The 13697-nt window shown below is 61.7% G+C and carries 11 protein-coding genes; 10 read left to right on the forward strand and 1 reads right to left on the reverse strand.

Translation table 11 applies throughout. The features are described from left to right. Window positions 1-19 precede the first annotated feature (19 nt). Genes dxs through ACI48I_RS07190 form a run of 4 tightly spaced genes read left to right on the forward strand, consistent with a single transcriptional unit; the run spans window position 20 to window position 5549 of the window. Complete coding sequence (gene dxs / locus ACI48I_RS07175) at window positions 20-1897, forward strand: 1-deoxy-D-xylulose-5-phosphate synthase (protein ID WP_498573737.1); 1878 nt, start codon at window positions 20-22, stop codon at window positions 1895-1897. Next, window positions 1887-2786 carry a presqualene diphosphate synthase HpnD gene (gene hpnD, locus ACI48I_RS07180; RefSeq protein WP_498573738.1) on the forward strand — a complete coding sequence of 300 codons (900 nt, stop codon included), beginning with the start codon at window positions 1887-1889 and terminating at the stop codon, window positions 2784-2786. The genes dxs and hpnD overlap by 11 nt, the downstream gene beginning before the upstream one ends. 49 nt (window positions 2787-2835) lie before the next feature. Further along, window positions 2836-4818, forward strand: coding sequence for a squalene--hopene cyclase (gene shc, locus ACI48I_RS07185; protein ID WP_498573972.1), 1983 nt, complete (start codon window positions 2836-2838; stop codon window positions 4816-4818). Next, window positions 4815-5549, forward strand: a complete 735-nt coding sequence (locus ACI48I_RS07190; RefSeq protein WP_498573739.1) for a phosphorylase family protein — start codon at window positions 4815-4817, stop codon at window positions 5547-5549. The genes shc and ACI48I_RS07190 overlap by 4 nt, the downstream gene beginning before the upstream one ends. A gap of 452 nt (window positions 5550-6001) precedes the next feature. On the opposite strand, the gene ACI48I_RS07195 is transcribed toward ACI48I_RS07190, so the two are convergent. Beyond that, window positions 6002-7183, reverse strand: a complete 1182-nt coding sequence (locus ACI48I_RS07195) for a hypothetical protein (protein ID WP_498573740.1) — start codon at window positions 7181-7183, stop codon at window positions 6002-6004. A gap of 904 nt (window positions 7184-8087) precedes the next feature. On the opposite strand from ACI48I_RS07195, the gene ACI48I_RS07200 reads away from it, so the two are divergent. The 6 genes from ACI48I_RS07200 to ACI48I_RS07225 all read left to right on the forward strand — a co-directional run bounded on the left by ACI48I_RS07200 (window position 8088) and on the right by ACI48I_RS07225 (window position 13171). After that, window positions 8088-9251 (forward strand): GGDEF domain-containing protein, encoded by a 1164-nt coding sequence (locus tag ACI48I_RS07200; protein ID WP_498573741.1) that lies wholly within the window; start codon window positions 8088-8090, stop codon window positions 9249-9251. Between the two features lie 290 nt (window positions 9252-9541). Continuing rightward, window positions 9542-10054, forward strand: a complete 513-nt coding sequence (locus ACI48I_RS07205) for a hypothetical protein (protein ID WP_193687131.1) — start codon at window positions 9542-9544, stop codon at window positions 10052-10054. A gap of 76 nt (window positions 10055-10130) precedes the next feature. Further along, window positions 10131-10781: a hypothetical protein gene (locus tag ACI48I_RS07210; protein ID WP_498573742.1), complete on the forward strand. Its 651-nt coding sequence runs from the start codon at window positions 10131-10133 to the stop codon at window positions 10779-10781. A 187-nt stretch (window positions 10782-10968) separates the two neighbouring features. Further along, the gene (locus tag ACI48I_RS07215) at window positions 10969-11763 is read left to right on the forward strand and encodes a S1 family peptidase (protein ID WP_498573743.1); all 795 of its coding nucleotides are present in this window, start codon (window positions 10969-10971) and stop codon (window positions 11761-11763) included. A 189-nt stretch (window positions 11764-11952) separates the two neighbouring features. After that, a complete protein-coding gene (locus ACI48I_RS07220; RefSeq protein ID WP_498573744.1) occupies window positions 11953-12585 on the forward strand; it encodes an alpha/beta fold hydrolase in 633 nt (210 codons plus the stop codon). A gap of 256 nt (window positions 12586-12841) precedes the next feature. Beyond that, window positions 12842-13171, forward strand: coding sequence for a hypothetical protein (locus tag ACI48I_RS07225; RefSeq protein ID WP_498573745.1), 330 nt, complete (start codon window positions 12842-12844; stop codon window positions 13169-13171). Window positions 13172-13697 lie beyond the last annotated feature (526 nt).

Raw genomic sequence — 13697 nt, forward strand, 5'->3', positions numbered from 1 at the left:
TGGTACTGGAGGAAAGCGAATGAACCTGCTACAGGCTATCGACGATCCGTCAGCGCTGCGCCGGCTTCCGCGCGCCCAGCTCGAACCGCTGGCCAGGGAGTTGCGCCAGTTCCTGCTCGAATCGGTGGCGCGTACCGGCGGCCACCTCTCATCCAACCTGGGCACCGTCGAGCTGACGATTGCGCTGCACTACGTGTTCGACACGCCGCGCGACCGCATCGTCTGGGACGTGGGGCACCAGAGTTATGGCCACAAGGTGCTGACCGGCAGGCGCGAGCGGATGGGGTCGCTGCGCCAGCAGGGCGGCCTCTCCGGCTTTCCGCGCCGCAGCGAAAGCGTCTACGACACCTTCGGCACCGCCCACTCGTCCACCTCCATTTCGGCCGCGCTCGGCATGGCGCAGGCCGCCAGGCTGTGCGGCGAGGACCGGCATGCGGTGGCCGTCATCGGCGATGGCGCGATGAGCGCCGGGCTGGCCTACGAGGCCATGAACAACGCCGGGATTGCCGGCGACCTGCGCCTGCTGGTCATCCTGAACGACAACGAGATGTCGATCTCGCCCGCGGTCGGGGCCCTGAGCCGCTATCTGGCGCGCCTGCTCTCGAGCCATGCGGTCGCGGCGGCGAAGCAGGCCGGCCAGGCCGTGCTGCCGGAGCCGGTGCTTGAAGTGGCGCGCCGGCTGGAAGAGCACGCCAAGGGCATGGTGTTGCCGGCCGCGACGCTGTTCGAGCATTTCGGCTTCGACTACGTCGGGCCGATCGACGGCCACGATCTCGACGCCCTGGTGCCGACGCTGGAAAACCTGCGCGCACGCACGGGGCCGCAGTTCCTCCACATCATTACGAAGAAGGGGCGGGGCTACAAGCTCGCCGAGGCCGAACCGACCCGCTACCACGGCACCGGCAAATTCGATCACGCGCTCGGCTTGACCGCACCGGCGCCGGCAGCGGGCAAGCCGAGCTATACCGAGGTGTTCGGCGACTGGCTGTGCGACATGGCCGCCGCCGACCCGCGCCTGGTCGGCATCACCCCGGCGATGCGCGAAGGCTCGGGCCTGGTCCGCTTCGAGCAGCTTTATCCGGAGCGCTATTTCGACGTCGGCATCGCCGAGCAGCACGCCGTCACCTTCGCGGGCGGCCTTGCAGCCGAGGGCATGAAGCCGGTGGTGGCGATCTATTCGACCTTCCTCCAGCGTGCCTACGACCAGCTGATCCACGACGTGGCGCTGCAGGATCTCGACGTCACCTTCGCCATCGACAGGGCCGGCCTGGTCGGCGCCGATGGCGCCACGCATGCCGGGAATTACGACATCGCTTACCTGCGCTGCATCCCGAACATGGTGCTGATGGCCGCGTCCGACGAAAACGAATGCCGCAGGATGCTCAGCACGGCGTACCGCCACCCCGGGCCGGCCGCGGTGCGCTTCCCGCGCGGCACCGGGCCCGGCGTGGCGGTGGAGGAGACGCTGGAGGAGATCGCTTTCGGCCGCGGCGAGATCCGGCACGAAGGGCGCGGCACGGCCATCCTCGCCTTCGGCTCGATGCTGGCGCCGAGCCTCGCCGCCGGGCGGATGCTGGGCGCGACGGTGGCGAACCTGCGCTTCATCAAGCCGCTCGACGGCGAGCTGGTGCTGCGGCTGGCGCGTACGCACGACCGGCTGGTGACGGTGGAGGAGGGCTGCCTGATGGGCGGCGCGGGGGCCGCGGTGGCGGAGGCGCTGGCCGCCGCAGGCGTGGTCAAGCCCCTGCTGATGCTGGGCTTGCCCGACATTTTTGTCCAGCACGGCGATCCGGCCGCCCTGCTGGCCGCCGCCGGGCTCGACGCGGACGGGATCGCCGCTGCGATCCGCCGGCGTTTTCCGGACGAACAGGGAAGGCGGGTGGCGAATGACGGCTGAGCGCGAACAGGCGGGTGTTGGGACCGGCGCGCACCATGCAGGCGCCCTGGGGACGCCCGCACCCGCGCCCACGCCCGCGCCGGCACCGGCGCGCAGCTCCTTCCACACGGCGATGCGCCTGCTGCCGGCGCCGCAGCGCGCCGCGATGCTCGAGATCTACGCCTTCTGCCGCACGGTGGACGACATCGCCGACGGCGCCGCCCCGGTGCCGGCCAGGCGGGCCGCCCTCGAACGCTGGCGCGCCGACATCCGGGCCTGCTGCGCGGGCGCCGGTCCGGAAAAACTGGGGGCGCTGCAAGGCCACATCAACGCCTTCGGGCTGGCCTGCGCGGATTTCGAGGCCGTCATCGACGGCATGCTGATGGACGCCGGGGCCGAGCCGCTGTGTGCGCCGCCGGCGGCCACCCTCGACCTCTACTGCGACCGCGTCGCCAGTGCTGTCGGGCGCCTGTCGGTGAAGGTGTTCGGCGTGCCAGGCGACGACGGCGTCCTGCTCGCACACCACCTGGGACGCGCGCTCCAGCTCACCAACATCCTGCGCGACATCGACGAGGACGCCGCCATCGGGCGCGTCTACCTGCCGCGCGAGGCGCTGCTGGAGGCCGGCGTCGTCCTGGACGACAGCACGGCCGGCGCCATCGCCGCCGATCCGGCCCTGGCCCGCGCCTGCCCGCAGGTGGCGGCCCAGGCTCAGCGGCATTTCGACGCCGCCCGGCGCCTCATGCGCGGCTACCCGGCGGCGCGCGTGCGCACGCCGCGGCTGATGGGCGCGGTTTACCTTGCGCTGCTGGGGCGCCTGTGCGAACGTGGCTGGGACTGTCCGCGCGCGCCGGTGCGGGTCGGCAAGCTGGCGCGGGCAGGCATCCTGTTGCGGCATGCGCTCGTGTAGCGTCGGCCAGCGTGAAGAGGGAGCGATGCGATATTCGGCGTGCGGAGCGATGGGGATGGAGGCGGGCCTGGCCGGCGCGGCCCGCCTGGACGCGCAGCCTACCCGGCTCGCCAGCGCGATCGATGCCGCGCTCGGCGCCGTGCTGGACGACCAGCGGCCCGACGGGCACTGGGTGTACGAGCTGGAAGCCGATGCCACCATCCCGGCCGAATACGTGCTGATGGTGCATTTCCTGGGCGAGCCGCCCGATGCAGTGCTGGAAGCCAAGATCGGCCGCCACCTGCGCCGGGTCCAGGGCGCGCACGGCGGCTGGCCCTTGTTCCACGGCGGCGCCTACGACCCCAGCGCCAGCGTGAAGGCCTATTTCGCGCTGAAGATGATCGGCGACCCGGTCGACGCCCCGCACATGGCGCGGGCCCGCGCCGCCATCCTGGCCCACGGCGGGGCCGAACAGAGCAATGTGTTCACGCGCTTCCTGCTGGCGCTGTACGGCATCGTGCCCTGGGACGCGGTGCCGGCCATGCCGGTCGAGATCGCGCTGCTGCCGGAGTGGTTTCCTTTCCACCTGACGAAGGTGTCGTACTGGACCCGCACCGTGCTCACGCCCTTGCTGGTGCTGGGCGCGCTCAAGCCGCGCGCGCGCAACCCGCGCGCGGTCGGCATCGACGAGCTGTTCCTGGCGCCCCCTGGCCAGCTGCGGGTGACGGCGCGCGCGCCGCACCAGAGCCGCCTGTGGTTCGCATTCTTCCGCACCGTCGAGCGCCACGTGCGCCGCCTGGAGCCGCGCATTCCCGCGCGCCTGCGCCGCCGCGCCATCGAGCGCGCCAGCGCCTTCGTGCGCGCGCGCCTGAACGGCGAGCACGGGCTGGGCGCCATCTTCCCGGCGATGGTCAACGCGGTCCAGATGCTGGACGCGCTGGGCCTGGAGCGCAATACCGGGGAGTACGCCGGCGCGCGCCGCGCCATCGACAGGCTGCTGGTCGACCGCGGCGAGGAGGCCTATTGCCAGCCCTGTTTCTCGCCGGTCTGGGATACGGCGCTGATGTGCCACGCGCTGCTGGAAACCGGGACCATGCAGGCAATCGATGCCGCCTTGCGCGGCCTCGAATGGCTGCGGCCGCTGCAGATCCTCGACCTGCACGGCGACTGGAGCCTGAACCGTCCCGGCCTGCGTCCCGGCGGCTGGGCCTTCCAGTATGCGAACGCGCATTACCCGGATGTGGACGACACGGCGGTGGTGGCCATGGCGATGCACCGCGCCGACCGCGTGCTGGGCGAACCCAGGTTCGCCGACGCCGTCGAACGCGCGCACGAGTGGGTCCTCGGCATGCAGAGCCGCGACGGCGGCTGGGGCGCCTTCGACCCCGACAATACCTGCCGCTACCTGAACAACATTCCCTTTGCCGACCACGGCGCGCTGCTCGACCCGCCGACCGCCGACGTCTCGGCGCGCTGCCTGTCGATGCTGGCCCAGCTCGACCCGCAGGCCTGCCGGCGGCGCGGCTCGCCGGCGGCGCGCGCGCTCGACTGGCTGCTGTGCGCCCAGGAGCCGCATGGCGCCTGGTACGGCCGCTGGGGCATCAACTACGTGTACGGCGTCTGGTCCGCGCTGTGCGCGCTCAACGCGGCCGGCATGGGGATGGAGGCCAGGCCGGTCGCGCGCGCGGTCGACTGGCTGCATGCGGTGCAGAATCCGGACGGCGGCTGGGGCGAGGACGGCAGCAGCTACCGTCTCGACTATGCCGGCCATGAGCCTTTCCAGTCGCTGCCGTCGCAGACCGCCTGGGCGATGCTCGGCCTGATGGCGGCCGGCGCCGTCGACTCGCCGGCGGTCGCGCGCGGCATCGCCTGGCTGCTCGCGCACCAGCGCGCGGACGGGCTGTGGGACGAGGAACACCATACGGCGACCGGCTTCGAACGGGTGTTCTACCTGCGCTATCACGGATACGCCCGTTACTTCCCGCTGTGGGCGCTGGCGCGCTACCGCAACCTGCGCGCGCTCGGCACCAACCGGGTCGGATTCGGGATGTGAAGCCGGACCCCGCCCGTGCCGACAGTGGCGCACCGGTGCTGGTCGTGTGCGGCCTCGCCTTCGAGACGGCCATCGCGGCAGGACCGGGCGTGATCGCGGTGTGCGGACCCGGGCCGGCGAGGGTGGCGGCGGCCATCGATGCGCTCGCTGGCGGCACCGATGCCGGCTGGGCCGGCATCCTCAGCTTCGGTTGTGCCGGTGCGCTCGACCCGGCACTGCGGGCAGGGGACTGCGTGATGGCATCGAGCGTGACAAGCGCCGCGGGCACGTTCGCAGTCGATCCGGCCTGGACGCGCACCTTGCACGAGCGCCTGCCGCGTGCCCACTGCGGAGCGCTGGCGGGGTTGGACGCGCCGCTGATTTCGCGCGCCGCCAAGGCGCAGCTGTGGCAGGCGAGCGGGGCGCTGGCGGTCGACATGGAATCGCATGCTGCTGCGCTGGCTGCGCGCCGCCTGGGCTTGCCATTCGCCGCCATGCGGATCGTGCTCGACCCGGCCAGCCGTAGCCTGCCGCCCTGCGCGCTGACAGCGATGCGCAAGGACGGCACGACCGACCCGGCGGCGCTGCTGCGCGCACTGGCCCTCGCCCCCGGCCAGCTGGCGCCGCTTCTCCTGCTTGCCGCAGACGCCTGGCGCGCCCGGCGCACGCTGCGCGCGGTGCGGGCAAGAGTTGGGGCGGCCCTTGCCCCGCCCGGCGGATCTTGTTTTGGCGCGCCTGACAAAATCTGTTGATTGCTTCAAGGTAGCTAGACCGCACGCTGGGCCGTTCTGGCTTCCAATCACTAGTCTCGTCCACGCCGGATTGCCCCCTCACCGTCATTCCAGCAATGCTGCGCGCGCAACAGCGAGGTGAGGCAGAAATTGCCATGCCTCGTTCCAGCAGATTTAACCTTGGCCTCGGGCATAAAGATTGCCCGGAAAAAAAGCCCGCCTTGGGGACAAAGCAAGACGCTAAAATACGTCTGCAATCGGCCAGAAGCGGACCTTAGAAAGCCAGGAGTCCTGATGATTAACGATCCGCCCAATTACCGTGGGAGCTGCAGGCGGGGTCCAGAAATCCCAGCAGATCCACGCTCAATCGATTGCGGCGGTGACTGCTGGGGGGGTGTTGGAGATATTGGGGCAGATATCGCGCAGCGTCCCGCGGTCGAAGGGAGCGTGGTTGAGTGCCGAGTTAGGGGCGACTATCTGGCCGGCAGGTGAACCGCATAATTGACCCTCCGCTTGATCGTACCGCCTTGGTTTGCAGTTAAAGGATAGAAGTAATCCACCACTGACATTGAAAGATTCCCTTTGCCATCTGGAGTTACAGCCCAGAGCGTGCCCCAATTTCCATCGGGGACCACCTTTGCCGTATCCGGGAGCGCAACGCGGAAGGCATCTATCAGGTCGCCATTGTGGCCGAAGCGATGAATGATCAAATTCGCCTTATTCTGCCTTCTCACGACAAAAATGGTCGATTGGTCACACACCACACCGTGCATTTGCGCTCGGCCGGCCTCTCCGATCTGCACCTTCTTTTTGTCAGCAGGCGCAGCTTGAAGAAGTAGTTGATCGCCAATGAGTTCCGACCTGGCTGCATACGCATCGCCGGTCCACTGGTATAGAGGTTCGATCTTTTCTACAATGCCTTTGCAACTTCCAGCCAGGAACCCAGCGCCAGTCCACGCCCCTCTCTGACGGAGGAACATCTCGCTTGTGACTGACTCCGGCTCGGTGTCGACAGATAAAACGGAGGCTGCAATCGTGGATGCATTACGCTCGGCATCAGCGTTGCGCTGCCGCGCTTTCTCCAATTGCTTGTCTGGGGGCGGCCGCATCCGAACACATGACTCTTCGTTATCCACATACTGCTTGCTGGCGTCAGCAAGCGACTGTCCTTGCTGCGTGTCGCCCCGGCCGCTTCGCTCCAACGCTCGTTTGGCCACTAGGGTGATCCGTTTGTCCTTGTACTCTTTCGAGTATCGGATCTCGTGTGTACTTCGCAGGAGATTTATCTTTAGCTCCTTCGGTAAGTCGGCGGTGGCTATGCGATCCCATCGCCCCTTTTTATAACCGAACGCAGCCAGGCCTTCCGGTGGGAGGCCGTATTTATGGCAAGGTCCCCAGCCTTGTACTGGCATTACCAACACAGGCATGCCGCTAGCGAAATCGAGGATCTCAGGCATGTAGTTGATAGTCCAGCGATCGTTGTTTTTCCATTCGACGCTGTGGCCATCACGATCAAATCGAATTGTCTGCTCTTTAAGTGGGCCCCGACCCGAGCGCCACCATTCATCGGGGCCATAAGTTACTGTGCGATGGACTTGAAGCATTTGCCCACTCTCAAGCAATACATCTTCGTTCCACGAAACGGTCCTGGACATGAACGAGAGTCCAACTGCAGCACTCAGGGCAATACCAAGGAGTAGAATGGTGATGAATAGACGAGCAGGCGACAAGTGTTTCCCCTAACGTTTAAGCTGTGCCGCTGGCGCCAGCGAATAAAATGATGACCCGTGGCGCACCCGGCCAGTCCGGACGCGCGCCAAAGTGCTATGCCTGATAAAGCGCCTTTTCAACCCTGGCGCAGATCTTTCCGAAGGATGATCGGCTCTGATCTCGTTTGTCTTGGCGATGTGGTCGTCGATTGCCGCCTTCGCTTCCTGCGCGTGTCCAGGCTTCACCAGGACCATAGTCTACGTTTCAAGGATAGCCAAGTCGCAAAACGTAAAAAATAGCACGTTAAGAAATGGTTTAAAAACTTCGAAGCAACCATGGTGTCCAAACGGTTCACTCTTGCAGGAGTACGTCATGTGGACACCGGAGCAGCGTGGGCGCCATAAGGTATCGAAACCCGAGGTGCGACAGGCCACACTGCCTGACCGGCAGGTTGCGTCCTCTGAGCGACGTTGTCTTCCGGGTGCTGATATGCTTCGAGCAAAACTTTGACAGTTGCGATGCCGCTCGAACCGCTGCAAAACCAGGATGCCTGGCGGCTGTTCATAAGTAGCCAGGGTCGCAAGGCCAGAAACAAAGCCTGGAGAGATATCAGCCGGGCTCAAGTACAACACTGCACTCGCTGAGACGTGCGCCGTACCGGTTAGAGAACCCCAAGATGCCTGATTGCTTCGACAACGCACTGGCATTGCCGCGCAATAGTTCCGATTGGCAAACGATGTTTCCTGTTAGAATTGCTGGTTTCGTTTATGGTGCATGGGACCTACTTACTGGAGGCGATCCAGCTGACAGAAATCCTGTCTTTGGTTCGTTCAGAAAGGCCTGCTCGCTATGCTCGGCATCGACAACAACTCCTTCATCATCATTTCAGCCGCATTCGGCCTGCTTTGCGGTTTTCTTTTCTTCTCCGTACGTGTCGGTTTCCCAAAGACCATCGCCGGTTTATCTGAATGGGCATGGGCATGCTTGCTGATGGTCCTCGCCGCGTTGGGCTTTACAATGCGCGGCAAATTGCCCGTGCTGTTCTCGAGCTATTTGCCCAACTTACTCATTCCGCTTGGTGTCATCGTAATGCATCGAAGCTTGGCCTTGTTCGGCAACTTGACGCCAAGCGAACGGCCGCTGGTCGCGCTGCTTGGTGGCGCGTCAGTGGCCTTGGGATGGGCAACTTTTATCGTCGACGACTATGGCATTCGAGTGATCATTGTAAGCGCGTTGCTCACTGTGCTTTTTGGAGCATGTAGTGTCTTGCTTGCCAGTTACCACATAAAACGGTTTCCCGAATGGTTCACATGTTCCGTGTATGCGACGACTGCGTTGGTCATGGGAGCACGCTGCATTTCGGCGCTCCTGTATGGACAGACTTTGACGCGGGAAAATGACACGTCCACGATTCACGACCTGTATATTCTCGCGTTTCCGTTCTCGCTGGTGGCGATGAGCTTGGGGTTTCTGCTCATGGCCAACCGTGCATTGCAGGGCCGCCTTGAGTTGCAGGCACTGCATGACCCCATGTCGGGTGCATTGCGACGCGACGCTTTCCTGGAAATTGTCGAGCGCGAGATCGCCGTGTCACGAAGGCATGGTTCGCCCCTATCATTGCTGATGATGGACCTCGATAACTTCAAGGCAATCAATGACACTTACGGTCACCTAATCGGCGACAAAGTGATCATGAATTTTTCGGAACAGGCTACACAACTGCTACGTGCGCAAGATGTCATCGGTCGCTATGGCGGAGAAGAATTCGTAGTCCTTCTTCCACAAACCGGCATCGACGCAGCGCTTGCGATCGCTAACCGATTACGTACTTGCATTACCGAGACCAATGCCAAAGGTGTGCCGCCTTATACTGTGAGTATCGGCGCCGCCTGCGTCAACATGGATAATCCTGACCTGCTCTCGCTCCTGGACGCTGCGGACAAGGCCTTATATGCTGCAAAACGGGCTGGAAAGAACTGCGTTATTATGGCTCCGATGCACGCTGCTGTGTAATTCCTTTGCGGAGCTTAGTTGCTGCGCATTTTCATAAGCAACTCACAGACGCCGAGGTTTCCCCAGCGATCGATGGATTACATGCACCCGGTTACGTGTCCATCATCGTTGGCAAGGTAGCGGATGCGCCTCTCGATTAGACATCTAAATTGAACACTTCATCAGCGGTCTCTCTTGACGGTACCGGGCGTTCGCTCCGGGTCGAAAGCGGGCACAACTGAACGACTGCAATCGGCCAGAAGCAGCCGTTGACGAAGTGCGCGGTGCATCACACGATAAAGGGGCAAGAGATGCTGGAACTGAGTAGTCCACGGTGGAGTGAGCTGAGCGATGCGTACGGCAGCGCTGCGAAGATTCCTGAGCTTCTTCGGCAGCTATCGGCTTTACCCAGTGATGATGGCAGATCCGAACCGTGGTTCAGCCTATGGAGTGCCCTTGCTCACCAAGGCGACGTGTACTCGGCTTCGTTCGCAGCGGTTCCACACGTTATCGCGGCAATCGCTAGCTCACCAGAACGCGTGACCGATGTGTATTTTCACTTCCCCGCATGGGTCGAAATCTGCCGGCACAAGAATGGCGTCGATGTTCCCGATGAGCTGGTAGCAGATTACTTCGACTCACTAAGCCGCATTCCTGCTTTGGTTGCAAGTGCCGAAGAAAAGCAGTGGAGCGCTGCTTTTACGGCCTGTGCTCTGTCTGCTACTGCCGCCGCAAAGGGTCAACACGAGCTTGCAGAGGCGCTGCTAGAGCTGACCTCATCGGACACCGTTGGCGAGTTCTTGGAGTGGTCCTACGACCGCTAAGGGTCGACAGCGGACGCTACAATAGGTCCGCAACCGGCCAAAAGCGGACGTTTTTCCTAACCCTCCTGGAGGCAAGATGAAGCTGAGATCAGTCCTTTTTTCGGTACTGCTGGCAATTTGTCAAAGCGCATTTGCTCAACGCGAACTTCCATTCAGAGAAATCATCTGGGAAGGCGTGAGTGTGAGCGGCTTCCATCAGGGCGAGCCGTTCGAATACTTTCTTCTCAAACGAAAAGTTTTCGCGGGGATACCAATTGCACAAGAACGTGCTGCGATCCAGGAATGGTCCACACAACACCCAGGTGCAACCGCTGTTCCTGTATCGATCATTGGCGAAAAATCACAACTACCAATGGTCTTTGTTTGGGCGGTCGATGGCAGCGACAATCTAAGCGTGTACCTGGTAAGGAACGGTGTTCACCCTGCGATAGGGATGCTCGAAACAGCAAAGTTCGGTCGATTGCTCCAAGCATCGGCTAACGCGCCCTTTGTCAAACGTGCTGCCCAAGGAGAAAGAGGAGGAAATCCTACTGGCGTTACTTCACGACGGCTGATTCCTCAAGGCAGATACGATACCTATGTCAAAGAGCTTATTGCTGCTGAGACATTGGCGGCGCGCGAGTCCTTGGGGATTTGGTCTGATAACTTCAAAAAAGTTCGGCAGCAGATAGGCCTTGTACCGCTAAGCTCTTTACCATTGACAATGGATGAACTTGAGAGTGACTAGCCTAAATGGGCAAAGTCGATCTTCCACTGCGTGATCTGCCAGCGTCTGCTTTGGGTCGGATCCGGTACTTCGTGACCGTCTGCGATTTTCCGCCCTGGCGAGCTGATATGCTGGGCTCAACGGCGGTCTTCGGCCAAAAGCAGTCAGTCAATTCAGTGTTAAACCTATTTGGAAAGAAGCAGGATTCATGAAAATTAAGGAAATGCAGGAAGAAGGGTGTTCAGGATTTGCACAGCCATCAATACTGAAAAATATGCGCCATCGCCTTACCCTCACATTCGCTTCCTTCGCAGTGCTGCTTGCGGCACATACCGCCGCCGCACCTTCACCCACTGTCCAGAACGCAATTTGCAGCCCGGTCTTCCAAGCCGACGGCCGGGCGTTCTCAGCTGGCACGGCCTTCGCCCTTGAGCTACCGCAGCCGGCGCCCCGCACGCTGCTCGTCACCGCCATCCACATATTCGGTCCGACGGGCGGGCTCGACGAGCAGATCCCCGCAGTTGAACTGTCGCGCCGGGTGTCGCTGGCTGGGTGCAAGGCGGTTGGCCTGGATGAAATCTGGTACGCAGGCCGCGCGCTGACCCTGCTTGACGCGCACGCAATGGACGACGGCCCATACCGGGACCTAGCGGCATTTGCACTCGATACAACAGGGGCACCCATCCATCCGGTGCGCCTGAAGCTCGCGGCCACGGCGCCCAAGGTCGGGGATTCCGTCTGGCTGCTCGCACAGGTCCCGGAAGGAGCGCTGCCCAACCAGCTCCTGCACCATGCCGTCGTACGTTCGTCGACCGATAAGGCGCTGCAATACGCGTTCGATAACGCCGGACTGAACCTTCAGGGCACCAGCGGCGCGCCCATCGTCAATGCTGCTGGCGAAGTCGTTGGAACGAGTCTCGGAAGCGGCACGCTGCTGGGCAAGCTGATTGGTGTGGGCAACAGCCTCGCCAGCGTGCGCGCCTTGTTGATCTCGGCGAAGTAGAGAGCGCAGATGGCAAGCGGGTACACCGAACGGTTACAGTTGTCCATCTCCAGAGCAATAATCGCGGACGAGCCCCCTGCGAGAATGATCGACAATTGAGGATCGGTTCCTCCGAACATTCGATGACCGTCTGCTTTGGGTCGGTTGCGGTCCTTCGCTGGTAGACTGCTTCCGGCCAGGAGCAGACGCATGGAATTGTTGTACATTGCGTTCATGCAAAAACCATCAAAACTCCTTTTTCTCCCCGGCGCGTTAGGTCGAACGGAATTCTGGCATCCCGTCTCCGACCGCCTGACCTATTCCGCCGCGAAGGTTCACGTCACTTGGCCTGGCTTTAGCGGAGCGCCATCGGATCCAACCATCCAAGGCATCGACGACTTGGTCTCCAAGGTTCTTGTCGAGGTAGATCAGCCCAGCGCCGTCATTGCTCAGTCGATGGGAGGCGTCGTTGCCATGCTCGCCTCGCTAGAGAAGCCGGAACTCATCACGCATTTAGTGCTTTCCGTAACTTCTGGTGGAATGGATCTGAAGCGCTTCGATGCCGAGGACTGGCGACCAGCAATGCGTGCGGCTCATCCCGAACTGCCGAACTGGTTCACCAGCTATCACGAAGACCTGACGCCAAGGTTATCTACATTGCGCATTCCGACGCTTCTGCTTTGGGGCGATGCAGACCCGATTAGTCCAGTGCAGGTCGGCGAGTGTCTGGCTTCCCAGTTGCCACAGGCAGAATTACATATTTTCCCAGGTGGAGATCACAACGTCGGATTTACTTTCGCCGAGCTTATTGCGCAGCTCATTGATCGGCATCTGTCTGCGTAAGGAGCAGATATTGCGTCGGGCTGGTTACGCATGCGCGTTCAGCCAACGGAGGCATGATCGTCTGCTTCGGGTCGATAGCGGCCGCTACAATAGGTCTGCGAACGGCCAAGAGTAGTCCTCGACGACGGGTGAGATGGGCGGGGGCGCCACTGGGTACGCGCAAACTGAGGTTTTCCCACAGCTACCGCAGTTTTGCAGCTATTCACAATTCGGGCTTTGGACAATGTCGACAGAGGTTCCTCTTGATTACGAGCATATGGAAGAGCAACTGCACCTCCTATTGGGGCGTTTTTTTGTAACCTTTGCGAGAGTTGAGCTAAACCTTTCATTGCAAGTAGGAGGCTCTGGGTCGTTTCGTGAGAAGCTCGAACGCTACATTGATGATGTTGGCGCTCGTTTCAGTGAAAACAATGAAGAGTTCCACAAGATCGCGACTTGGTATATGGCCGCCGACTCTTTGCGCGAGGTTAGGAATCTCGTCGCGCATGGTCGTTGGGGGATTGCCCAGAATACGCAGCAATCGCGCATGTCGCTGGTTATCCGCCAGATACACAAGTCGAACGCCGTTTTTCCCTATCGGAGCTAAACAGCTTGCTGAAGGAGGCTGAACTGGTGGACAAACAACTACCTAAAATTCTTTGGTAGCCGTGACCGCTATCGGCCAAAAGCAGACGGTAAGTGTGGTGAAGTAAACAAAAAAAATGAACTTCGCCACAGTCCAAGTATCTGTGTTGGTCGGCGCGCCGTACGGTGACGATGATTACCAGGAAGCGCCAATGGAGGAAATATCATCAACGGTAGAAAACGCGGGGCAGCGCCGATCAGCTGCATGTGAAATACACGCAGCCTGAACTAAATACATTTTATTTTGACTCGCCTTTCCACTTTATGGCGCTCGAAGTCAACGGCATCCCCGACATGGCACCGGCCACAAAACTAGTTCTAAGGGAACTCCGTTTGTAGGCTGTAAGCCAGTTCCTGAAACGGGCATTATTTGATGCTCACTTCTCGTCTTCATGATATTTTGGCCGTATTCACGCAGATGCCTAACCGAAATATTATGCAAATTTAATTCCCGTTTCGGGGGGCGATACCTTTTCTTTGGATTCCAC

Source organism: Massilia sp. LXY-5 (assembly GCF_059801075.1).